Here is a 22,734-nt window from a genome sequence, read left to right as displayed (position 1 = left end):
TAGAGATAACAATCTTTATCATTCATCTTATCCACAAAATTATCATCGAAGACCTGGATTCGGATTTGGCGGACCATTCTCAGGATTCGGTGCATTTCCTGGTCCAGGAATCGGTCGACCAGGCTTTGGTTTTGGCTCACCACTAATAGGTTTTGGTGTACCCTTTCTAACTGGTGTAGCAACGGGAGCATTATTAACTCCAGGGTATGGACCTGGTTATGGCTATCAGCCTTACCCTCCATATCCCTATTATTAACAGGTCACCATGAGCTTTGTTGTTGCAACAAAGCTCATTTTTAATTTTTATATATAGGTAAACGCACAATTCTATAAGTACAAGTTGAGCGTTGTCTGTTTCTAACATAGGATGTGACATGAGGCCACTAGGCTTTAGTAATTAACTATTCATGTAAGGAGTAGATATCATGTATTCAGACCATTCATATGAATATAATTATATGCACGATCAGAATGATTGTTATCATTGCCCACCTCAAGAACCTAGTAACAGTTATCTAGAGGCAGATGAGCAACGACAGTTATTCCCTTGGCTCCCATCTTTCGGAGGCGGAGGACAAGGAGGACCTAGTTCACCACCTCCCTTTCCACCTCCTGGTCAAGGTTCACAATCTGGACCACCAATGGGACCACCACCAGAATTCACACCGTCACAAACACAAAAAGCACAAACATTTGCAGTTGACCCAGGAAGTATTCAAGGGTGCCTATATCGTTACACCTATATCTGGCTAAGAGGTTTCCAGCAGTTCTGGTTTTATCCAACGTATGTAGGTCGCAGATCTGTTTCTGGTTATCGTTGGAATGGATTTAGGTGGGTTTATTTCGGTATCGACTTACGTCAAATCCAATCATTTACTTGTTTCTAAATTTAAAAAGGCGTCAAGATCAGACACTGATCTTGACGCCTTTTTATATCTAACTATTTTCTCTTCCTTCATTTTCTTTTTTTTCTGCTACTTTATCTTGCATTTCCCCTTTTGCTTTATCTTTCTTTCCTTCTGCTTGGAGCTTAGGGTTATTTGTTGCATTTCCTATTTGATCTTTTACTTCTCCCTTTACCTTACTAACTGCACTTTTTACTTTATTGCTTAAATCTTTTCTTTCATTCATTGTTTTACACTCCCTTATAAGTGTTGGTATGTATTTACCACGTAGAAGAAATGATAAAACGTTTGATAATAATAAAATGATTCTAGCTAACAATAAGGTGAACTTACACAGAAACAAGGAGTGCTCTAACATGGAAGAATTTCCGATTATTCACACAAATTTCTGGGATGCAATACTTGCTGTACCAACTGTAGTCATACTTACCCAAATCATTAAAATTTGGATACACATTAAGCCCGTTTTGGTTCCAACAGTAGCAAATATCATAGGTTTACTAATTGCTATATTTTTTGCGCATAAACACAATATTTGGGCAGGTGTTTTTATGGGATTCTTTTATGGAAACGCTAGTGTCGGTGTCTATGCATCACTTAAAACAAGTCTAATAGCATACAAAAACAAACAAATAAAAAAATAGTTTTTCATCTTTTCTTAGGCTATAGAGATGAACATCCCATTATACTAACGCATAAGCTAATAGGAATACAACAAACGGGAGTGTATCGAATGGTAAAAAATGAAGTACAGCAGTTAATAAATCAATTAATTCAAATCGAACAAATCTCTACCACATTATATTTAGCTATGTCGGCGTATATGGAGCAAAAAAACTACACAGGCATGGCCAAGTGGTTAAAGATACAATCTGACGAAGAGCGTACACATATGTTAGTGTTAATTGATTATTTATCCGGTAAAGATGGGGTAGTTAAACTGGGCGAGATTCCAGCACAATCAAGTAATTATGGGACGCCTTTAGAAACATTTGAAAAAGTACTCGCGCACGAACAATATGTTACAGACGCTTATCGTCAAGCTTATGATTACGTGAAACAAATCGACCCACAAACAACCGTAATTATTCAAGACTTTCTCCGTGAGCAAATTGACGAAGAAGCACAAGCATTAACAATTGTAAATCGCTTAAAACTAGCAGAAAATAATACTTCGGCAATTTTGCTTATCGATCAAGAGCTTGGACAAAGACAGACTAAAGTATAAAGCAAGCAACCATCATAAACAAAACAGGTGGGTCATGCGCGTATATTATCTAAGTAAAAGCCAAACAGTACTATCTCAACATGGTGCACTACAGTATATAAGAAATACTTTTATATCAAATTTAATCTATAACCATGCCTATATTCATGATAGACAACTTAGATTTCTATTGTCCGATTCACTTTTTTTATCAGCTAGTCTTACAAGGGTTGCAAATGTGGTATCTGTTCTTACACTTAGAAAAAAGAACCAAGTCCTGTTGACAAGAGCTTGGTTCTAACATTGTTTTATTCGTTAATTAATGATTCAATTTTTTTAATACTAAACGGTTCATCCACTTTTATTCCATTAACAAAGACACTTGGGACTGATTCAACCTCTAAACCTCGTGTGTATTTTCGAGTTACATTAATAGGATCCACTTCATTGTCTTGAAGCATAGTTTCCTGATCAAGACCGTATTCTGAAATAATATCTTTAATATATTGTTCTGTTCCCCAAGCTCCATCTTGACTTTGCGAGTCGCTTATTATTCTTCTAGCAATTTCATAATATTCTTCCTTATTATAATGAATGAGGTTTTGATCAAATTTAGAAAGTCGTAAAGATGCATCGTTTAAATAGACCATAGATTGCATTCTAAACTTCGCTTCACCTGTTTCGATATATTTCTGTTCCAATTCAGGTAAAACTTCACTCATCCAATTCTTACACGCCGGACAAGAATAATCAAACGCTAAAAAGATTTCATTAGCAGCATCTTCTTCACCTAAATATACCATTTTTTGATCATCAATTGGTGTTGTATTTACTTGATCAACAGAAGTTGTATTTATACCTAATAAAACTGCAGCAACAATCACGACAATTGCAAATACAGAACCTATTATAATTAATGGCTTTTTCTTCATTTTTTCTCCTCCAAAAATGATTATTTTTTATATTATTTACTTTACCGCATAATGACTATTTTTTCCACAAAAAAATTGGGAGAGGAATCACCTCATCCCATTCATTTTCAATTAATCTTCATCTGCTTCTTCATTATCATTATCTTCATCATCTTTGTGCTCTTCTTCCCGTTCTTCTGCTTTTTCTCGCCCTTCTTCTTTGCGCTCTCTAGCTTCTTCTCTGTGCTCTTCCTCACGTTCTTTAGCTTTCTCCTGACGTTCTTTTTCTCGTTCTGCCGCTTCTTCTTTACCTTCTTCTTCTCGTTCTAACGCTTCCTCTTGACGTTCTTCCTCACGCTCTTCCACTTCTTCTTTACGTTCTTCTTCTCGTTCTAACGCTTCCTCTTTATCTTTTTTTGCCTCTTCCTTATATTTCTCCGCTAGCTTTTTCATTTCACTTTTATATTCTTCTTTTGTTATTTCTCCAGAAGCTAACATCGCTTGTAATTCTTCTCTTTGTTCAGCTCTCTCTTTCAAGTTATCTAATTTTTCAATCACATAGGATATATTAATTTTCGCTTGCTCTGGTAAATCCTCTCTTTCTAACAGAGCTGTTAATTCTTCAATACGCTCTTCTAATCGATCAGCAAGAGTATTTTCTATTTCTTCTACCTCTTCTGGATCATTGTCATCATCAGTTGATTTTGCCTCAGTTAAATCAGCATCTGCTTGATTTGTATTTGCTTGAGATTCTTTTATTAATTGGTCAATGCTTTCAATATCTCCATCTTCTATTGCAGCTTTTGCTTCCTTTAGCCTCTCTGTTGCATATTGATCTTGGAGAATCGCCTTATCTATTTTATCTACTGTTAACTCATACTCCACTTCTTCCATCAAACGAGTCGTATCATATAACTCTGCTTTAGTGCTGATTACTTCTTCTGCTTCATCAGCCAATACTTGCCCTCCAGCCACTAACAATCCCGCACCTAAAATAACACTAAATAATTGTTTTTTCATCTCTAACTCTTCCCTTCTCTTATTATTTAATATGATTTAACAAGCTTTCAATATTAGGTTTTGTTTGTTCATATGCTGATACAGGTGACATAAAAATAATAATAAGATTAACCGATTTATTATGTTCTTTAAAATATACATCTGTTCGAACAGCATCTTCAAACGTTGATTGATAAGATAATGTATTATTCTCTTCAGAAATAATTTCAATATTTTCTGTGCTAGCTTTCAATTCTTGTTTTATATCTGCAAACGTTCGATCACTTGAGACTGAAGAGATAATAGCTTGTGACTTACCATGACTAAGTATGACATTTAAATTATTTGTATCTGCATCAGATTTAAATTTCCAATCAGCATTTTCTTTAATAGAGAGATCATAATTTTTATTCTCATAAAGAATAGACCCTTTAGTTGATTCCGCCTCAACATTCTGTGATGGCTTATCTGCTTTACATCCAACTAATAAAAGTATTGAAAATAAAGCCATTAAGGTAAACACCGATTTCCTGTTCATGACGAACCTCCTCTCACGAAAAAAGCACACTTCCGCTAACAAGGAAAGTGCACTTGCTTAACGGTAACTGGCTAGCATAGACAAAGTCTTTAGCCCCTGTAGCTTTGCGCCCCAACTTTTCAGTAGGTTTGCCTTTATCAATTTTTAAATTCGTTTGTTTTCTTCTAATCATATATTAGGTTTGATACAGGTTAATTTTAACAAATTTTTTTCCCTTTTAACACAGGTAATTTATCGCTTTCTTCGTCTTTCTATTAAGCAAATATCCCTACTCTAATAGACTTATCAATATTGAAGTAGGCTTTGCATCACGCTCTATAACCATTACAATGTATGCTGGACAAGCGCTTTAGCAATCGCGATAGCATACTCCGTTGCTTTCTCCGCACCAACCAATGTTGTCATGGAAGTAGTTCCTTCAAGTAATAATGTGAATTGATTCGCCAAATCTTGCTCATTTTGTTTGCCTCTTGCTTGAGCTATTTTTTGAAAATAGTTTAATAATTTAACTTTGTGACCTCTTGCAATATTTTCAATTTCATTATCCGTTCCAGCATAATCTTCTATTGCTCTTAAAAACATATCTCCTTTATAAGATTCCTTCTTTAACCAACGACCATGCGCTTTAACAGCAAGAACGAAAGGAGAATCTGTATCTATTGCTACATGTGAATCTAAATAAGACCAATACCGATTTTCACGCTGTCTAAGTACTTCTTCTACCAACTTATCCTTGGAAGAGAAATGATTATAGAGAGTCATCGTTGCCACATTTGCTTCTCTAATAATTTGTTTTAGTCCTACGCCACGAAACCCATGCTCATAGAATAATTGTTCCGCTACTTTAAGTAACATATCCCTTTTTTCCGATCGGCTCATCTAACCATCTTCTCCTTTAATAAATCGAGCAATTCTGTATTTTAGAATACAGTTTGCTATTTTCATAGTCAAACTTTTAGTGAAAGGAGCTATACTTTTCTCACACGCATCTCACCTTTTTTCCATTTAAAATAGTTGATTACACAATTATCTTATGTTTATAATAGAAAGGTCGTTCTATATATTTTTGAATGGATTGCTTTGTATTTTTTTGGTTACACTAAGTTGAAAAGGAGGATCTTTTTCTTTATAACCATTATTAACAGTTTTTTCTATTAAATACAAGCAACTACGAATCAAACAATATGTTAAAGAGAGGTCTTTTTATGACTCAAATTGGAAAAGTATTTTGGATATCATTAATTATATCAGGTGTTTTTGTCTTATGGGGCGTAGTTGCACCAGAAAATTTAGAATCTATTACTTCAAACATTCAGTCTTTCCTTACCTCGCAATTCGGCTGGGTCTACATACTTTCTGTTGCAATCTTCTTACTATTTTCGATTTATCTTATGTTTAGCCGTTATGGAAAGATGCGTTTAGGCCAAGACGGAGATAAACCAGAGTACAATAAAATTACTTGGTTTGCTATGTTATTCAGTGCAGGTATGGGGATTGGAATTATATTTTGGGGAGCCGCAGAACCGCTTGCTCATTTTGCCGCACCTCCTAATGCAGAACCGGAAAGTATTGAAGCAGCTAAATTCGCTTTAAGATCATCCGTTTTTCATTGGGGATTACAGACGTGGAGTATTTACACAGTCATTGCATTATCTGTCGCCTACTTTAAATTCAGAAGAGGCGCTCCTGGGCTTATCAGCTCTACTTTTCAACCACTAATAGGAGACCGAACCAATGGTTGGATTGGCAATTTAATTGATATTACAGCGGTATTCGCTACCATTTTCGGTGTTGCTACTTCACTCGGTTTAGGAGCTTCTCAAATTAGTGGGGGGCTATCTTATGTAACAGATATTAAAAATAACTTTAGTACACAACTTATTATCATTGTCATTGTAACTATTTTGTTTATGCTCTCAGCTTGGACAGGCTTAAGCAAAGGAATCAAATACTTAAGTAATACAAATATAATATTAGCAATATTGCTTCTTGTACTAACCATTATACTAGGACCAACTATTTTTATATTTAATACATTAGTTTCAACAATCGGGGACTACATAAGCGCGTTACCATCACTTAGTTTTCATACAGCGCCATTTGATGAAAACGCTAATGATTGGATTCAGGACTGGACTGTCTTCTATTGGGCATGGTTTATTGCTTGGTCTCCATTCGTAGGTACCTTCATTGCTCGTGTGTCTAAAGGAAGAACCATTCGGGAATTTATTTTTGGTGTCTTATTTATCCCAACAATCTTTTGTGCTTTATGGTTTGTTGTTTTTGGTGGTTCTAGTCTGTTTCAAGAATTGAATGGGATTAACACAGGATTGACTGAGCTAGCAAAAGAGAAAACTTTATTTGGTTTATTTGAAGGATTTCCTTATGGTTCTGTATTAACCGTTGTGGCTATTTTGTTAATTTCTACATTCTTCATAACTTCTGCTGATTCTGCAACATTTGTGTTAGGTATGCAAACAACAAACGGTAGCTTAAACCCACCAAATAAAATAAAAATGATCTGGGGCATCATTCAATCAGCAACTGCCGCTGTATTACTTACTTCCGGTGGACTAGGAGCTTTACAAACAGCATCTATTGTTTCGGCTTTTCCTTTCACTTTCATATTACTAATGATGATTGTGTCACTCGTTAAAGCATTAAAAGAAGATTATCAAGAACAAAATGAATAATCAAGTAACAAACACTTTCCTCATACACTTGGAGTAAGCTTTGAGGGAAGTGTTTCATTTGATTCAATTATTGATCTTAATATAATTATCTATTAACGTAACTGAATCACTATAAGTACAATATTTAAGAAAATTAAACCCTAATATCCAAACCGTTGACTTTTCCTTAACGTAGCATTTTCAATTAACTGTTGTAATAATACAACAATGATTAAACCAGGTATAATTGATAATGTTAAATCCAATATTTAACATCCTCTAGCTTATGATTTTTTAAATACTACCTAACTGATAATAAGCTTCTTTGCTAAATGATTTCCCACCAGAATATGTTGAAATATCAGAAGAAGGAGGTATTAACAATGAGTCTAATTCTGATCTAGGAACAACTTGACCATTAATTAAGAGATCATCATTTTTATTAAATTGAATCTTTTCATTTTCTACAAAAAATGTATCAACATGCTCACCATTTGCATCAACTATTTTCTTGGTAATTTTAAGTTTTATAATTACTTTTTCCTGCTTTACATTTTTAATTACTTTTTTTCTGTCTTTGATTTTATAACTCTAAGTAATTCTCCATTATTACCTTTAACATCTGCACTATTCTCTACAATAGTTTCACCATCCTTAGCCATTTCAAAAAAGTCACTGGCATTGCTCTCTCCTTTTTTAATTTCCTCACTTACTGCATTTGATAATGGTGTTAACATTGACAAAATTAATACAAAAATAATAGTTACTTTTAAAAGCCTTTTATTCATTATGTTATATTTCCTTTTTATTTAAATACATTTTCTTTATATTTTTGATAATACCCGCAAAAAAATGAAAAATAAGTCTAAATTACTATTTTAATCACAAAGATAGATCATATCAATCCTGTTATATTTTATTTTTAGCTAAACAAATACAGCAACAAAACGGTAATGTTTTAATCGTACCATTACATATGTAATTATTTTTTTGGTATTTGTGATAATGCCCGATCTTGAATGGCTTGCTAGTATGCAAAAAATGTCTAAGTAATTATCGATCAGAAAAATAACAACAAATTCATACTTCCTTTGTTTTATTTTTTATATAAAAAGTCATAGCTACTGTCTTTTTAAAATTTAGTACTTTAAAAATAGATCTTTTTGCCGATATAGAGTTTAGACACTGGAATTCCTCTTGTTTAATGTATATATGCTTATCTTACGTCTCGATGAATCGTTAATATTGTCCATATATATATATTAAAAAAATGGTTATTTTTAAAATAATAACCATTTTTTCTTGTGTTTTTGGCAATTTACTTTTAAAAATGCCGAGATCAGAAAAGGCATCACAACGTATAAAGGAGGTTCATGTATAAATAAATATTCAATCTTCGGCATGAGATTTATTGTAGACTTCACTTAATAAAAATGCTTTAGTGATAAATTATAAGTCCTCGTATACAAACAACAGCAAAGATACAAGAAATTGTAATGCAATTTGAGGAGTAGCTAAGTGATTAATATTAAGGATAAAGGTGAATTTCATGAAAAAAATTATTAATCTCAAAAGTATTAAACATAAGATTTTATTTGCATTTTCTCTTGTGATTTTATTGGTAATTATTTTGGGTGTGTATAACTTTATAACATTGAAACAGATCAATAATCAAGTTGAAGACATTATCGAAAAGGATTTACAGACATTGATTGCTAATCAAGGAATGGAAGCAACACTTGCCAAACGAGTCGCAGCAGCCCGAGGTTATGTTCTACTAGGCAATAGTGAATTAAAGGATCGTTTTGCAGACCATACAGAGGTTGGAATTGAATTTGAAAATATAGCTAGAAGTGTTGGGGTTAACAAGGATTTTGATGATTTAATTGATCAAACCGTTGCATGGAGAACAGCAGTCAATGATGATGTATTTGATGCTTATGACCGTGGTGATCATGAACTTGCCACAAAGAATTTGAGTAAATTAACATCAGATGTGAGTGAACTCATGGCAGGATATGAGAAACTTGCCGGAAACGCTGCAGAGGAAATTAATAGACATGGGGAGGAAATCACTTCAAGTGGAGAAAAAACCTCAATAATAGGAATCGTTGTAACCGTTTTAATTACCGTTTTAAGCATTGGTGCAGCAGTCATTACAGCAAGATTGATTACAGATCCAATCAAAAAAGTGATGACCCGGATGAAACTGATCGCTAACGGAGATTTAACCGAAGAGTTATTACAAATCAATACTAGAGATGAAATTGGTCATCTAGTAGAAGCCACGAATGAAATGACAATAAACACTAGAGAATTATTGAATCAAATAAATGTAGTAGCTGAAACTGTTTCGAATCAAAGTGAAGAATTAACACAAGCAGCGAATGAGGTTAAAGTTGGTTCTGAGCAAGTAGCTATTACGATGCAAGAGTTGGCAACTGGATCAGAAACACAGGCAAATAGTGCTAGTGACTTGTCTTCACTTATGAGCACATTCTCAGATAAAGTACAGGATGTAAGTAGCAATGGTGAGCGAGTACAGCAACATTCAAATGAAGTAATGGGAATGACAGTTAAAGGAAGCGAGTTAATGACATCTTCTACAGAGCAGATGGACAAAATCGACAAAATCGTCCAAGGCGCAGTTGCTAAAGTAGGCGGATTAGATAAACAGTCTCAGGAAATTTCTAAGCTTATTTCTGTTATTCAGGATATTGCAGACCAGACAAATTTACTTGCACTAAATGCAGCGATAGAAGCTGCCAGAGCCGGAGAACACGGTAAAGGATTTGCTGTTGTAGCAGATGAAGTAAGGAATCTCGCAGAACAGGTATCTGATTCAGTGACTGATATTACCGTCTTCGTTACAAATATTCAAAATGAATCTAGTCTTGTCGCAGCTTCTCTAGAAGATAGTTATAAGGAAGTGGAGAAAGGAACCCATCAAATTCTTACTACAGGAAAAACTTTTAAAGAAATTAATTCATCTATATCTAAGACAGCAGAAATTATTAATTCTGTATCTAATAATTTAGCCGATATGGTTACAAGCAGTCGAGAGATGAATAGGTCAGTTGAGGAAATTGCTTCTATCTCTGAAGAGGCAGCTGCAGGAGTTGAAGAGACCTCAGCTTCAACACAGCAAACAAGTAGCTCCATGGAAGAGGTAGCAGGTAGTTCCGATCAATTAGCAAAGCTTGCTGAAGAATTGAATGGGTTAATAAGGAGATTTAAACTTTAAATCATTTTATTAAAAAAGCTATGAAATAGCTAACAGCGAATAAAAAGCTATCCTATATTAAAAATAATCCCTCATGCACTTTATCCAGTATGCGAGGGATTATTTCCTAAGCTGCCTACCCCTTTTGTCGGGATTTAGTCTATTGCAACCGTTCCATATGCTATCGTGAATGGCCTTTATTATACGATACGCTTAATATAAAATCACAACCCCCTGACTTTTTCCATTTTCTTATTTTTGTTCTGAAAGATTTGAATGGCGCTACTGTATTGATATGAATCCACCTCCAAATTGGCCAACTTGAAGGTGTTGTCGTTGCCCATTGTCTGCCACCCTGTTCAAATAATGCTTTATCATCATAGCTGTTTACTAGTTGAATGATACGGTTAACATCACGCTCAAACATATCGATTAACGTTTCGATCGATTGATCTGCATATTCATTATAAAAGTGCTGATAAAGTCCGCCAAGATCATTCCATTTATAATCTTGCGTTGGTGTAGCGACTTGTTTTCCTTCTTTATTAGCTTGTTCCCACGACAATATTAAATTCATCCATCCTAATTGATAAGCGATCATTTGCGAAGGTGTACGATTCACTTCATCAACTAGGATATCTTTATCAAGATTATTAATAGAACGAAATTCATCAATAAATAATGCCGCTCTTTTAGTAATTTCATCAATTAACGCTTGTTTACTAGTATATGCTTGCAAACACAATCACCTTTTCTTAATTAAAATAATTTTGACAGATAAAAAATAATCCCTCATGCACTTTAGCCGGTATGCGAGGGATTATTTCCTAAGCTACCTCCTCCTCTTGTCGGGGTTTAGTCTATTGCGACTATTCCATGCGCTATCATGGACAATCTTTATTATACGAAACACTTATTATCTTTCTATGTTAATTATACTACGAAAGCAATGTTTTCACACATTGAGTTCTCTACTCCACATCAATTACATGTACATATTTTATTCTTCTAATTCCCTTTTTTGTTTAATAAGCTTTTGAAATTCTTTTTCTAGTTCTTCAGATGGTTCCATACTTAAACGACTGAGCACTTCGGATATTTTCGTTTCAAGTAGTAAATAATCATCATGGGTTGCACCTTGTTCTTCCTGTGGTTGGCTCTGTTTATACGCTTGATAGTTACCTTCAAATACATGTATTGTTTGATTACGAACTTCTAGTATGTGCGTTGCAATATTCTCTACAAATTGTCGATCATGAGAAACGAATATTACACTTCCTTCGTATGCTTGGAGCAGCGATTCTAATTCCTCCACAGCCTCTATGTCTAGAAAATTGGTCGGTTCATCTAGAATCAATGTATTAATATCACTTACAAATAGTTTCGCGAGGGCGACCTTTACCCTTTCCCCACCACTTAAAACATTTACCTGCTTATAAACATCATCGTTTAAAAAACGCATTCTTGCCAGCACCGTTCGAATCAATGTCTCGCTTTGCTTTGACGAAGACTGGACATTTTCTAAAATCGTTTTTTCATCTTCTAAGATATTCAGGTTCTGACTAAAATAGCCTATCTTTACTGATGGAGAAACGGTAATACTAGGTTCTTGATTTATCACCTTTCGAATTAGTGTTGTTTTCCCGCTTCCATTCGGGCCAATAATCGCTAATTTATCTCCACCTTGCACATGGAAGCTTGTTTTATTCCATAGAAGACGTTCGTTCACTCTACCTGATAGCTTCTCTACCCGAATGATTATTCGTTTTTTAAAGGTTGCTTCATTTGGCACGCTCATCTTAACTGGCGAGAGTTGTTTCACTTTCTCAACCTTTTCAAGTTTATCTATCCTTGTTTCAATCGATGCCGCTGTCTTCTGTAATTTCTTTTGTTTCTTTGCGAAATATGGCTTCGCTCCTATTATTTTCGCTTCAGACTTACTCACTTTTTTTGGTGTTTTAGTCGCTCTTTGCGCTTTCTTTTCTTTTAATTTTATCGCTTCTTCTAGCTGCTTCTTTTCCTTCTCATACTTTTCATAGGCCAGTTGCTTTTGTTGTTTTTCTATATCTTTTTGGTTAACATAATCACTATAGTTCCCTTTATACTCTGTTAACTTTCCTTCTTCAATTTCCCAAATTGTTGAACAAAGCACATCTAAAAATGCTCTGTCATGCGAAACAATGACACATGCGCCTTGCCATCCTTTCAATTTCTTTTCTAACCATTCAATGTGATCCGTATCAAGGTTTGTCGTCGGTTCATCTGCAAGTAGTAGTTCCGCATTTCTATGAAGCATTTGTTGAATATATTCTTGCGTAACTTCTCCGCCACTTTTGGTCGTATCTGTTGATTTTAGTTGTGGCAATAGATCGCTTGAAGTATGCTCCGTGATTATTCCTTGTTCAGGCGTGATTATTCCATTTATCAGTTGAAGCAAGGTAGTCTTCCCACACCCATTGCGACCAACTAAGCCAATTCGATCATTATGATGAATTTGCAGGTGATTTATATCCAGTAATAACCGATCTCTAACATAATATTTTATATCTTTCGCTTCCAATAAAAGCATCGAAACAACCCCTTTCTCCGAGTTTAGGGGAAACAAAAAGCCCCCATCTGGATTCAGAATAGGAGGCAATATAATATATAGGTGCACCCAAAAAGAGACTACTCCCTTGGGCTCAACTACAAAAAGCCAATCCTATCCTGAAAAACGACAATTTAAGGCATAATAAAATAACGTAGAAATAATCTACACATAACCTGAAATTGTTTGTTTTCGTAAATAGGATTAATACTTCATGTAATTGGGTCACCCTTCCATTTAAAGTTACTACTAACGATACATCTAACGATAGCTAATTGTCAACTGTACTTTAAATTTCGATTGATTAATTATAGAATATTGCTAGAAAATAATTTCACTTAGTTCTCTAGGATCTGTTTATTTCTTGAATAATTAATGGCAGCTCTCTCAATTCTTCAATAATAAAATCTGCTTCAACATTCGTCCATTGGGAATCTTTTTTCCACACTCCAACCATCCCCATATGCTTAGCAGCACGTACATCATTTTCAGGATGATCGCCTACGTACATACTCTCATTCGAGGAAACACCCACTTGGCTTAAAGCTTTCTGAAAAATTTCGGGATTAGGTTTTTTTACCCCTTCCCATTCAGAAACAAGTATTGTATCTAAATATTTTTCAATTCCTAGCGCCCTTATATTATTCATTTGGAACTGACCTTTTCCGTTTGTAATCATTCCTAATCGAATAGAATATCTCTTAAGCTTTCTAACGTACTAATTAGATTGGAAAAAGAGATACAATCCTTGTGGAACTCGGTGATATAATCATGTAGCAACTCTTCCCAAGATATTTGACTAATGTTACATTCATTGACCAACTGCTGGTACACTTTATCCTTCCAAACATAACCACGACAATCCAACTCTATAAATCTCGACATGTAATTTTCTTTTGATATATGTCCAAGGTAATCATTTAACCTATCAGATTGATTATTTATAAACTTCTGTACAGAAGCATCTCTATTTAATAACGTACCATCTAAGTCGAAGAATACAGCTTTAATCACCTTATACACCTCACTTAGTTGTTTGATTACCACGTTTTGAATTTTTAAAATTGATATTTATATAATTAATGCTTCTTCGTTTACTAATGATTCTCCTTCTTCTATGCCACCTTTAAAAAAACAATTTTTAAAAGCTTTAAGCAATACTCGAATCTAATCGAAAAAAGGCACTTTTGTTCTATTTCAATTAAAAAAGTTATTTTAAGATATTTTTGGATTCAAAAAAGAAAACGCCTCTTTCATCAGTATGTAAAAGGCATTTTCATTCCATTTATTTTTTAGATTGGCGGAACTTATTAACACCGAATAAAACAATCCCAATTGCTAGAAGCAACACACTTAATAACATATAATTAAACATAGACGTTGCTGTATTTGGGAGCGTTTCTCCATGAGTTGAATTAGACGTATCAGATCCATTTGAATCTTTCGTTTCTTCTTGATTGGATTCATTTCCATCTGTTGATTGGTTTTGATTCCCTTCTTGATTTGATCCCTCTTCTTCGCTATGATCTCCACCTTGTTGGGTACCATTCGAAAACAGCTTGCGATCAAATACGGTAAACACACTAAAATGGTTTGTGCTTGCTTTTAACATCCCGTCTTGCACTTCACCACCAATATATTCCCATACTTTTTCTACTGGATTATAGTAGAAAACAGCTAAATCATCGTAGTTTTTTGATGCTTCGCTCACTTTAAACGATAATTCAATAGGCTCATCAAAATTAGAAATCGTTTGACCACCGGATTTAATTGTAAATTGATAGATTTCACTTAGTGCATTTTGGCCGAGCGGCAGCTTATCATTACTTACAGGATCGAATGAAATAACTGTATCACCTGTTAGAATTGATCCGGGAATACGTAAATGGGCATGAGGTAGATTAACCTCAATGGTAGCATTTTTTTCTTTTAATAGAGCTACTTGGTCAGCAGTCAATACTAGTTCACTTATATTAAGCTTTGAATCTTTGAGATTTACAATCATACTTCCATCATTTTTTGTTTTATCAACAAGAGCATCTTTAATTGAGGCTTGATTATTCTCAACAATAATATCATGATGCTCACCTACTCGGTTAACAACAATTTGAATATGATTCTCTTCACCCGGTATTATTTTAAAGTCTTGTTCTGTATAGCTGTCGTACAGCTCATTTCCAGAAATCGAAAAATTATAGTTTCCTTTTGGTAAACGATCGTCTATCCAAATAGACCTAAATAGCAACTGACCGTTTTTATCAATAAATCCAAAAGCGTTGGCCCAACCACCATTCCATTCATCTAATCCGCTCAGACGAAAGTTAAGCGAATCTGTAATCAACTGCCCATATTGGTCAACTACTTCAATAGTTACATCAAAGAGCTGTTCATCCGTATAAAAAGTTGAGCTTACAAAACCTTCCCTATACAGCAACTTATCAGAGCTCGAATAAGCTTCTATATGAGTGAAATATAATGTGTTAGGTTCTAGCCCTTTAAAAACATATGAAAATACATCCTTAGGTAATTGAGCAACTAATTTATGATCGATGTAAAGTTTGTAATAATCAATTATGGTATCTTCTTCATAAACTTGCCATTCTAGTTTTATTGAATCAGAAGACATCGTATAACCATTCATTAATTCAGCGGATGTGCCTGAACTAGAATACCCAAAAGAATAATCTAATTCAACACCCCTTTCTTCTAGTTGATCTAAAGTAGCCTGCGTCGTCGATCGATTAAAATCAAGTGGGTTTCTGGATATATTTATCGATGTTATGTTCTTCAATTCAGTTAAAGAATCAATATATTTAATTTTATTTCTATTTAAGTCTAGAATTTTCAAATTATTCAAACCTTTTAACGGCTTAATATCTGTGATCTGATTATCACTTAAATAAAGTTCTTCTAAATTGGACAAGCCTTGCAATGGACTTATGTCGGAAATAGATCCCTCTTCAATAGTGAGACTAGTCATATTTTTGGCGTATTCTAAACCAGTTAAATTTTTTATATTGACACCAATCTTTCGTAGTTCTTCAATTTTTTCTAAGTCTTCCTCAAACAAAGCCTCACGATTATATATAGAAAGTTCTAATAGAATAGATTTGCGAAGCTTATCGTCTGGCATATCAATTTGTTCCGATAAAGGCCTTAATGTAGTTATCGTCTTACCACTTCCTGATCTGCCACTGCTATCTTTAAGTATAGGGTACACGAATACCGAATATTCTGTGTTGTTTTCCAGACCTTCAATTAAATAGGACGTAGCATCGGCTTCTATTTTAGCAATAATTTCACCATCAACCTCAATCTCAATAAAATCAATGTGTTCAACTGGGTAAGAAGTGGAGAATTCAAGCAATAGTGATTCATCGGTGATTTTGTCTATCTCAAAGCGGAAATATCTAGGTTCATCATATTTATAAAAATAAAATACTTCAACACCTTTGGCTTTTAATTCATCTACAACGCTATAATCATCTAAATGTATTTCATATAGCTGAACATGCTCTAACTTTGGTAACGATACTAATTGACTTATATCCGTAATATCATTATGATTTAAAAATATTTTTTTTAAATTTATGAGATTTTCTATCCCTGACAAATCTTTAATGTTTTGAGAATCTGCATCAAGGGTTTCAATTGTCTTTAATTCCTCGACTGTTAGCGGTTTGTCGTAATTACCTACAACTTCACGCAACAATTTCTCAAGATTTTTATCAGGTATTTCCACGATTTCTTTGGTTAGTTCACCACCGTCTGCATTAACATTCAAGCTTTTGGAGGATTCATCTTCTTCAGATTCCAACCGCTGTGTACTTACAGCTTCATTTCGAATAGACTCACCTTCTTCATCCTTCAACTCTTTTGCAACAGTTTGCATAGGTAATGCAATTATTGAAAAAAGCATAATAGTGATTAACGTTAAACTTATCCATTTTCTATTTCTCATCTAATTCGCTCCCTTAATATAAATCACGAAAAAAGTTCTGAACTAAAAGAACTAATTATCATACAAAATTATACACTATTTACATGGAAAAATTAATAGTATTTTACTTTTTTAAAAATTATGTTGCCAATATATCTACTATCCAACTTAGGTTCAGCCCTTTGTTTCACCCGTAATTCATGCTTTTACGACAATAAAAAATAACCGAAAATGTACTTTAGTACACTTTCGGCTCTGATCGATTTTATATAACATAGGTTTATGAAAATATCTATTTCTGGTTAAATTTGTAATTACCCTAAACACGCAGTACCCATATATTTTTAAAAGTTATGTAAAATACAATGAGAAGACTTGTTGCTCATCCATTCCTTTAGACATATCGATGAAATATTCTTTTTGCCATTGTTGCGTCTTTATTGCGTTATTGTTTAGATCTGTTTCCCATGAAGGATAAACTCTCATTGCCATTTTCCCGTTAGAATTTTCATTTCTTAAAATCCCTTTTTTTAATAACACTGTCTTTGGAAAAATGAACTGACCTTTTCTCTCTTTATCTATGACTGTAATAATTAATTTATCGGTCATTTCATCAAACGAATAGGCTTGATTTTTATTATCACTACCCTTTTTCCAAAAAACAACAAAGTATCCTTTCTTCTTTGGCGTTTTCTTAGCCAATCGGCTTCTAAATGTATAATTTTGAATACTAAATGTACAACCTTCATATTCCTTATTTTGATTCTCTTCTTTAAAATTCTCCACATAATAATTATCCGTACTAGAGAATAACTGCTTTATTAATTCTAACGACTTCAAATACAAACCCTCCCTTATGTTTATATTCTATCTAAATTTGAAAGAGATAGCCTATTGCATTGAGAAAAAAAATTGAAGTGATCTCATAACGTCAATTAGGCATCTCACCAAATCTACTATTTAAAGCATAAAAAAGATGGAGAAAGCAAAGAACCAGCTCTTGCTCCTCCATTTACTTATGGTTTTACTAGAAGACTTCCAAACATCATGTCTTTCGGATTACTAATTTCTATTTCATTTATCAACTCAAAATCATCCGTATTATAAATATAAATTTTATCATCACTACTAGAAATCATACGATCCCCTTCAAAAATCACTTCACGCGAAGCAAAATCAAATGTAAAAGTATCTTCTATTGCTAGCGTTTCTATATCCAATTTTGCAATAGTGTGACGATCTGGGTCTATATCGGGTTCAGGCTGTTCAATAATATAAAAATGATCATCTACTGCTCTCAAATACCTTGCATTTTTAAATGGTAATTCAACTGTTTGCCATTTTCCGTTTCTTATGTTAAAAACTAACAATTGATTGATTAATGTATCCTCGCTATCCACGGCTGGTAGCATATATAAATTGTTTTCCTTTATAAAAATATCTGTTGTAAATAAGTAATCGGCTATTTTAAATTCCTTTTCTATTTCCAGTGTATCTTCGTTTGCTATTCTTATATACATCCCTGATTCCGTTAGATCATCGGATACTAATATTACTTTATCATCTTTAGGTATAACATGCAGTAATAAGCTGTTTTTTATATATTTTTCCTTTAACACCTCATTATTTGACATGCGTGATTTGATGATATGCGTACCTTTACCAGGTGTTGAGTAGAATGTATATAGATTATCTTCGTCCACAGTATAGCCAGTATATAGATATTGATCACCTACATTAGCTGGGACTTTATCCACTGTTAATGTTTCAGGATCAATTTTAATAATAAAATCTTGACTTTTACTATCTGAAGCAACTCCGATATACCAATTCTCATTTTCGAATTGTGGACCATTTAAATAAGCAGAACCATTTTCATCTACTCCACTTGCTGCAATTTTTTTTGTATCTACTAGATCGCCATCTTCCGTATATAATTGCAATTCACTTTTCCCTCGTTGTTCAGATAGTATAACGCCATACTTATATTTATCAAGCGTATTCTGATCAATCTGAGAGCTACAACTTACAAGAAACACTAGACAAGTAATAATGAAGCTACGAATATAGTTATTTTTCATATTTTAATTTCCTTCACATTTATTTAGAAGGGACCACATTATAAATTTGTGTGTTCCCTTCTTTATATGGATGTCACACTTCGAAGCGTTACTTACCTCGCATACCTATAAACGGTATAGGATTTACTACTATTGACCAAGTCGGAAGGTGTGACAATACCACCAAGCCAGTTTAAGTTCACACCCGCCTTTGTCTTAACTGCTTTATATACTAATTGTGAGCAGTAAAATTTTGATGTAGTTTCAATATTAAAAAAATTCTTATTGTATGGTTTTCCTATTTGTAAATTTGCCCAATCTGCCGCAGCAGCATCCTTAGAAGCAGAAGTTCCTCGAGTCGTTATTCCCCATACTTTTTTATATCTACGATACCATTTATCGTATCTATATTGAACGCCACCTTTTGGAAAAGATTCTACCGTTTTTTTAGGTGATAAAACCATCCCAGCATGACCAACCAAACTATCAAATCGAAGACCATCCGTCACTAATATAGTGCCTTTTCTTGTTGGGTATCTACCTGTTGTTGCCTTTAAGGCTATTTCGCCATCATTTTTGTCTGCATAAACTTGTGCTTCACCACTTTGTAATGCCTTATCGAATTTTTCAAAATCTTTAATCTGTTTTTCAATTAAACTGTCTTTTGTATTAACTGATCCTTCCTTAGCAAACGATGGTGTCGCTAGTACTCCCAAAACAAACAGCACAAAAAAGAAACTAAATAACAACTTTTTCAAATTACTTCCTCCTCGTATGGAATAATAGAAAAGCATTTTGTAGATCCCAATACCATCCTTTCATTTTATTGTGATAAGTAAATGTTTAACCGCAATACACTTATTTTGCAAAAACATTCACAAACAAATTATACCAATTTATTGCCGTATCAAAACCAAAGGCTTCTTCAAATATTGCTATGTACAGGAAAATATTAGAGACGTTATAGTGAATGCATCAATAACAACTTACTTTTTTCATTACATTAGTATGCATGATTCCACACAAAAACCTGTCGTCTATTTAAATTCAGAGCAACAGGTTTTTGTGTGTTTTCTACTAGATATGGAGTTAATCTAAAAAGAAATCACTATAGTCAGTTTTATTATCATTAATGTCATTTAAAACTTTTTTAATTTCTTCAATACTAATAGTCGGTTCTTTTGCTTTCATTAGAGCAACATAACCAGCTATAATTGCTGAAGATTGAGAAGTACCAGTTGATAAAAACTCCTCATTTTCAATCCCAGAAACAGTTACATCAACACCAGGAGCATTAATATCAACTTGATCATTAGCGTTAGTGTCGGTCCATATTTCTCCATCATTGTTTATCGCACCTACTGAAATTACTTTATCCATATTCACAGGAAATAACATTTCATTAGTCCCGTAATCACCGGATGAAGCCTATGATAACAATATTCTCTTTTATAGCTTGCTCTAAACTATTTTTCACTAAATCATTTTCAAAATAAGACCCTAGACTAAGACTAATAACACTCACGTTTAGATCAATAGATTGTTTAATAGCTTCAGAAACAAGCTCAGGCTTAATTGATTCGTCAGTATTCATTACTTTAAATGATAAAACTTCACACATTGAACAAATACCAACAGTGTTCTTACTACCCTTTATTAAACTAAACATCATTGTACCGTGACCATTAATATCATATGGTTCTCCACCATCAATCAAATTAATATTCTTATCAAGTTTACCAATTTGATAGTCCGATATACCACTGTCTATTATTGCTATTTTTTGATTTTCACCATTTACAACGCTATGAATTTGTTCGTAGCCAATAAATTTACTTTCCCATGTTTCTTGAACAGAATCATTGGAAAATAAATAATTTATTAATATAATAGTTGCAATTAGTAAAAAAAATATTGTAATAATGCTTAACCACTTTTTTTTCATCTTCAAATACCTTTCATATTAAAGTCACTGTGTTCTCATTTTATATACTAGAGCCCAAGTAACATCAGCAACTATACCTTTATTAGAAAGACCATTATAATAATCAATACTATTAGTAAACGCGAAATAGTATGAAGATGCAACAGCACCTATAGCAAATCCTGCTCCCAATGAAAAGAATCCTACAGCTCCTCCTGCAACTACATGTCCAAGGGCTAATTGTTTACCTTGGTATGACCATTTGTTAGCTGCCCAAGTACTTTTATAATGTCTTTTTCCCCACCAGTGACTTGTAGTATATGTCGAGCCACCTTGAAGGTAAAAATTTTCATCATTATTCTCAATTAAAGTACCATCACTTAAAGCTATTAATTCGCCATCTTGTATTTGTCTATTTGTTTCCTCAATTCCTTTTTTAATTTCATCAATATATGACTTTTTAGTATAAACTATGTCTAACCCTTGTTCTTTCGCTAACTGATTAATCACTTCAATATCCTTATTTTTAATACTTTTGCGAAGATTTTTTTCGTCAAAACTTATACTATTACTTTTAACGTCGACATTGCTTTCTACGGTTTCATTAACTAATTCTACCTTTTGATTTAATGCCTCAATTTCTTGTTCGTTACCATTGTTCCCGTTTTTTGCAAAACCTGTTGTACTAAATACTGAAAAAGATAAAGCTACTATCAAAAGCATAGAAATAAATTTCGTCTTCATAAAATTACACTCCTTTTTCTGGAATGTTTTATGCATTTCAATTATAAACTATTATAATATATAAATATACCTTTTTTTGGAATTATAGTAAAATTAACTTTTTTCACATAAATAATAGTTTGTGATATATTTATCCTTAGGAGTTGACTCATGATTACTTTATATCTTTATTTCCTTATAGGAATAGTTATTTTTGTTATTATTAGCATTCTCAAATACACAAAATCCATTAATAATTTCACTTTCTTAGTATTAATAACTATATTTATTTTTTTTCTGAGTTTTATAAGAAAACTATTTAATATAGAATTCTTATAAAGGACTTATTACTTGTTTAGTAGATTAGAACAACTTTATTCCCTTTCTAGAAGTAATACAATATTATATAACTAGAACATTGAGGAGGCGAAGAACATGAGTAACAGATTATCTGTTTATCTTGTTGTATTATTAGTTTTTGGAATGGTAATAATAAGTATTTTAGACTTCCCTTACACTGTCCAAAAAATATATTACTTCATTGAGGTGCTTTTGCTACTTGCTGTAGTGTGTGAATTTCAGTATAGAAACAGACGAAAAGGAAACAAAAGAAAATAATTGGATTTTTCAAAATATTTAATTTGTTTTTCAATTAAACTGTCTTTTGTATCAACTGATCCTTCCTTAGCAAACGATGGTGTCGCTAGTACTCCCAAAACAAACAGCACAAAAAAGAAACGAAATAACAACTTTTTCAAATTACTTCCTCCTCGTATGGAATAATAGAAAAGCGTTTTGTAGATCCCAATACCATCCTTTCATCTCATTGTGATAAGTAAACGTGTAACCGCAATACACTTACTTTGAAAAAACATTCACAAACAAATTATACCAAAGTTAAAGCGAGAAATATGTAAAAACTTGTAGTCTTTTTCTTTTAATAGATGTCTAGTTACCACCGTATTTGTCGCATGGTTTTATTTAGCGTGAGAGCTAGAATCTTCATAATGATGTAGTGTTAAGCAATTGTCATACAAAAGGAGAT

General features: G+C 33.3%; 22 protein-coding genes, 1 pseudogene and 1 riboswitch. Of the genes and pseudogenes, 6 read left to right on the top strand and 17 right to left on the bottom strand.

What is annotated here, in order from left to right:
- Together ACH6CY_RS13335 and ACH6CY_RS13330 are read left to right on the top strand one after the other, a co-directional pair.
- Nucleotides 1–256: hypothetical protein (locus tag ACH6CY_RS13335; RefSeq protein ID WP_374067823.1), on the top strand; the 256-nt coding region annotated here is incomplete at its 5' end.
- 169 nt (nt 257–425) lie between these two features.
- Nucleotides 426–887, top strand: a complete 462-nt coding sequence (locus tag ACH6CY_RS13330; RefSeq protein WP_374067822.1) for a hypothetical protein — start codon at nt 426–428, stop codon at nt 885–887.
- A gap of 49 nt (nt 888–936) precedes the next feature.
- Here ACH6CY_RS13330 and ACH6CY_RS13325 read toward each other — a convergent pair whose 3' ends face one another.
- Entirely contained in the window at nt 937–1,131 is a 195-nt protein-coding gene (locus ACH6CY_RS13325) for a CsbD family protein (RefSeq protein ID WP_374067821.1), read from the bottom strand.
- Nucleotides 1,132–1,261: 130 nt separating this feature from the next.
- Here ACH6CY_RS13325 and ACH6CY_RS13320 point away from each other — a divergent pair, with 130 nt between their 5' ends.
- Both ACH6CY_RS13320 and ACH6CY_RS13315 read left to right on the top strand, forming a co-directional pair.
- Nucleotides 1,262–1,549 (top strand): hypothetical protein, encoded by a 288-nt coding sequence (locus ACH6CY_RS13320; protein ID WP_374067820.1) that lies wholly within the window; start codon nt 1,262–1,264, stop codon nt 1,547–1,549.
- Between the two features lie 89 nt (nt 1,550–1,638).
- Nucleotides 1,639–2,133 carry a ferritin gene (locus tag ACH6CY_RS13315; protein ID WP_374067819.1) on the top strand — a complete coding sequence of 165 codons (495 nt, stop codon included), beginning with the start codon at nt 1,639–1,641 and terminating at the stop codon, nt 2,131–2,133.
- Between the two features lie 287 nt (nt 2,134–2,420).
- Here the strand turns inward: ACH6CY_RS13315 and ACH6CY_RS13310 are convergent, their stop codons facing one another.
- The 4 genes from ACH6CY_RS13310 to ACH6CY_RS13295 form a co-directional block, all read right to left on the bottom strand.
- Nucleotides 2,421–3,044: a DsbA family protein gene (locus ACH6CY_RS13310; protein WP_374067818.1), complete on the bottom strand. Its 624-nt coding sequence runs from the start codon at nt 3,042–3,044 to the stop codon at nt 2,421–2,423.
- Between the two features lie 111 nt (nt 3,045–3,155).
- Nucleotides 3,156–4,043: a DUF5667 domain-containing protein gene (locus ACH6CY_RS13305; RefSeq protein ID WP_374067817.1), complete on the bottom strand. Its 888-nt coding sequence runs from the start codon at nt 4,041–4,043 to the stop codon at nt 3,156–3,158.
- Nucleotides 4,044–4,065: 22 nt separating this feature from the next.
- Nucleotides 4,066–4,560, bottom strand: a complete 495-nt coding sequence (locus ACH6CY_RS13300; protein ID WP_374067816.1) for a hypothetical protein — start codon at nt 4,558–4,560, stop codon at nt 4,066–4,068.
- A 59-nt stretch (nt 4,561–4,619) separates the two neighbouring features.
- Nucleotides 4,620–4,703, bottom strand: a riboswitch (cyclic di-GMP riboswitch).
- 181 nt (nt 4,704–4,884) lie between these two features.
- The gene (locus ACH6CY_RS13295; protein ID WP_374067815.1) at nt 4,885–5,439 is read right to left on the bottom strand and encodes a TetR/AcrR family transcriptional regulator; all 555 of its coding nucleotides are present in this window, start codon (nt 5,437–5,439) and stop codon (nt 4,885–4,887) included.
- A 326-nt stretch (nt 5,440–5,765) separates the two neighbouring features.
- On the opposite strand from ACH6CY_RS13295, the gene ACH6CY_RS13290 reads away from it, so the two are divergent.
- Entirely contained in the window at nt 5,766–7,253 is a 1,488-nt protein-coding gene (locus ACH6CY_RS13290; protein ID WP_374067814.1) for a glycine betaine uptake BCCT transporter, read from the top strand.
- A gap of 539 nt (nt 7,254–7,792) precedes the next feature.
- Here the strand turns inward: ACH6CY_RS13290 and ACH6CY_RS13285 are convergent.
- Nucleotides 7,793–8,020: a hypothetical protein gene (locus ACH6CY_RS13285; protein ID WP_374067813.1), complete on the bottom strand. Its 228-nt coding sequence runs from the start codon at nt 8,018–8,020 to the stop codon at nt 7,793–7,795.
- 761 nt (nt 8,021–8,781) lie between these two features.
- On the opposite strand from ACH6CY_RS13285, the gene ACH6CY_RS13280 reads away from it, so the two are divergent.
- Nucleotides 8,782–10,476 (top strand): methyl-accepting chemotaxis protein, encoded by a 1,695-nt coding sequence (locus ACH6CY_RS13280; protein ID WP_374067812.1) that lies wholly within the window; start codon nt 8,782–8,784, stop codon nt 10,474–10,476.
- Nucleotides 10,477–10,636: 160 nt separating this feature from the next.
- Here the strand turns inward: ACH6CY_RS13280 and ACH6CY_RS13275 are convergent, their stop codons facing one another.
- The 11 genes and pseudogenes from ACH6CY_RS13275 to ACH6CY_RS13225 all read right to left on the bottom strand — a co-directional run bounded on the left by ACH6CY_RS13275 (nt 10,637) and on the right by ACH6CY_RS13225 (nt 22,447).
- Complete coding sequence (locus ACH6CY_RS13275) at nt 10,637–11,194, bottom strand: ClbS/DfsB family four-helix bundle protein (RefSeq protein ID WP_374067811.1); 558 nt, start codon at nt 11,192–11,194, stop codon at nt 10,637–10,639.
- A gap of 261 nt (nt 11,195–11,455) precedes the next feature.
- Nucleotides 11,456–13,024, bottom strand: a complete 1,569-nt coding sequence (locus ACH6CY_RS13270; protein WP_374067810.1) for a Vga family ABC-F type ribosomal protection protein — start codon at nt 13,022–13,024, stop codon at nt 11,456–11,458.
- A 364-nt stretch (nt 13,025–13,388) separates the two neighbouring features.
- Nucleotides 13,389–14,056 (bottom strand): annotated as a pseudogene (locus ACH6CY_RS13265) (HAD family hydrolase).
- Nucleotides 14,057–14,327: 271 nt separating this feature from the next.
- Nucleotides 14,328–17,003: a leucine-rich repeat domain-containing protein gene (locus ACH6CY_RS13260; protein WP_374067809.1), complete on the bottom strand. Its 2,676-nt coding sequence runs from the start codon at nt 17,001–17,003 to the stop codon at nt 14,328–14,330.
- A gap of 330 nt (nt 17,004–17,333) precedes the next feature.
- Nucleotides 17,334–17,822, bottom strand: a complete 489-nt coding sequence (locus ACH6CY_RS13255) for a MepB family protein (protein ID WP_374067808.1) — start codon at nt 17,820–17,822, stop codon at nt 17,334–17,336.
- Between the two features lie 176 nt (nt 17,823–17,998).
- A complete protein-coding gene (locus ACH6CY_RS13250; protein WP_374067807.1) occupies nt 17,999–19,063 on the bottom strand; it encodes a hypothetical protein in 1,065 nt (354 codons plus the stop codon).
- Between the two features lie 92 nt (nt 19,064–19,155).
- Complete coding sequence (locus ACH6CY_RS13245; protein ID WP_374067806.1) at nt 19,156–19,800, bottom strand: YiiX/YebB-like N1pC/P60 family cysteine hydrolase; 645 nt, start codon at nt 19,798–19,800, stop codon at nt 19,156–19,158.
- Between the two features lie 331 nt (nt 19,801–20,131).
- Complete coding sequence (locus ACH6CY_RS13240; protein ID WP_374067805.1) at nt 20,132–20,422, bottom strand: S8 family serine peptidase; 291 nt, start codon at nt 20,420–20,422, stop codon at nt 20,132–20,134.
- 34 nt (nt 20,423–20,456) lie between these two features.
- Nucleotides 20,457–20,987, bottom strand: coding sequence for a S8 family serine peptidase (locus ACH6CY_RS13235; RefSeq protein WP_374067804.1), 531 nt, complete (start codon nt 20,985–20,987; stop codon nt 20,457–20,459).
- Nucleotides 20,988–21,011: 24 nt separating this feature from the next.
- Nucleotides 21,012–21,710, bottom strand: a complete 699-nt coding sequence (locus ACH6CY_RS13230) for a hypothetical protein (RefSeq protein WP_374067803.1) — start codon at nt 21,708–21,710, stop codon at nt 21,012–21,014.
- A gap of 557 nt (nt 21,711–22,267) precedes the next feature.
- On the bottom strand, nt 22,268–22,447 hold the full coding sequence (locus tag ACH6CY_RS13225) for a hypothetical protein (RefSeq protein WP_374067802.1): 180 nt from the start codon (nt 22,445–22,447) through the stop codon (nt 22,268–22,270).
- Nucleotides 22,448–22,734: the final 287 nt, after the last annotated feature.

The sequence above is a fragment of the Paraliobacillus sp. JSM ZJ581 genome (genome assembly GCF_044383835.1).
Classification (GTDB): Bacteria; Bacillota; Bacilli; order Bacillales; family Amphibacillaceae; genus Paraliobacillus.
Note: the sequence above shows the minus strand (reverse complement) of the source record. Positions and strands in the feature narration are given on the sequence as shown.

Excerpts from the sequence above, each read along its gene's own strand:
- ACH6CY_RS13330 (WP_374067822.1), top strand. The coding sequence starts at position 426 with ATGTATTCAGACCATTCATATGAATATAATTATATGCACGATCAGAAT.
- ACH6CY_RS13325 (WP_374067821.1), bottom strand. The coding sequence starts at position 1,131 with ATGAATGAAAGAAAAGATTTAAGCAATAAAGTAAAAAGTGCAGTTAGT.
- ACH6CY_RS13320 (WP_374067820.1), top strand. The coding sequence starts at position 1,262 with ATGGAAGAATTTCCGATTATTCACACAAATTTCTGGGATGCAATACTT.
- ACH6CY_RS13315 (WP_374067819.1), top strand. The coding sequence starts at position 1,639 with ATGGTAAAAAATGAAGTACAGCAGTTAATAAATCAATTAATTCAAATC.
- ACH6CY_RS13310 (WP_374067818.1), bottom strand. The coding sequence starts at position 3,044 with ATGAAGAAAAAGCCATTAATTATAATAGGTTCTGTATTTGCAATTGTC.
- ACH6CY_RS13305 (WP_374067817.1), bottom strand. The coding sequence starts at position 4,043 with ATGAAAAAACAATTATTTAGTGTTATTTTAGGTGCGGGATTGTTAGTG.
- ACH6CY_RS13300 (WP_374067816.1), bottom strand. The coding sequence starts at position 4,560 with ATGAACAGGAAATCGGTGTTTACCTTAATGGCTTTATTTTCAATACTT.
- ACH6CY_RS13295 (WP_374067815.1), bottom strand. The coding sequence starts at position 5,439 with ATGAGCCGATCGGAAAAAAGGGATATGTTACTTAAAGTAGCGGAACAA.
- ACH6CY_RS13290 (WP_374067814.1), top strand. The coding sequence starts at position 5,766 with ATGACTCAAATTGGAAAAGTATTTTGGATATCATTAATTATATCAGGT.
- ACH6CY_RS13285 (WP_374067813.1), bottom strand. The coding sequence starts at position 8,020 with ATGAATAAAAGGCTTTTAAAAGTAACTATTATTTTTGTATTAATTTTG.
- ACH6CY_RS13280 (WP_374067812.1), top strand. The coding sequence starts at position 8,782 with ATGAAAAAAATTATTAATCTCAAAAGTATTAAACATAAGATTTTATTT.
- ACH6CY_RS13270 (WP_374067810.1), bottom strand. The coding sequence starts at position 13,024 with ATGCTTTTATTGGAAGCGAAAGATATAAAATATTATGTTAGAGATCGG.
- ACH6CY_RS13260 (WP_374067809.1), bottom strand. The coding sequence starts at position 17,003 with ATGAGAAATAGAAAATGGATAAGTTTAACGTTAATCACTATTATGCTT.
- ACH6CY_RS13250 (WP_374067807.1), bottom strand. The coding sequence starts at position 19,063 with ATGAAAAATAACTATATTCGTAGCTTCATTATTACTTGTCTAGTGTTT.
- ACH6CY_RS13240 (WP_374067805.1), bottom strand. The coding sequence starts at position 20,422 with ATGGATAAAGTAATTTCAGTAGGTGCGATAAACAATGATGGAGAAATA.
- ACH6CY_RS13235 (WP_374067804.1), bottom strand. The coding sequence starts at position 20,987 with ATGAAAAAAAAGTGGTTAAGCATTATTACAATATTTTTTTTACTAATT.
- ACH6CY_RS13230 (WP_374067803.1), bottom strand. The coding sequence starts at position 21,710 with ATGAAGACGAAATTTATTTCTATGCTTTTGATAGTAGCTTTATCTTTT.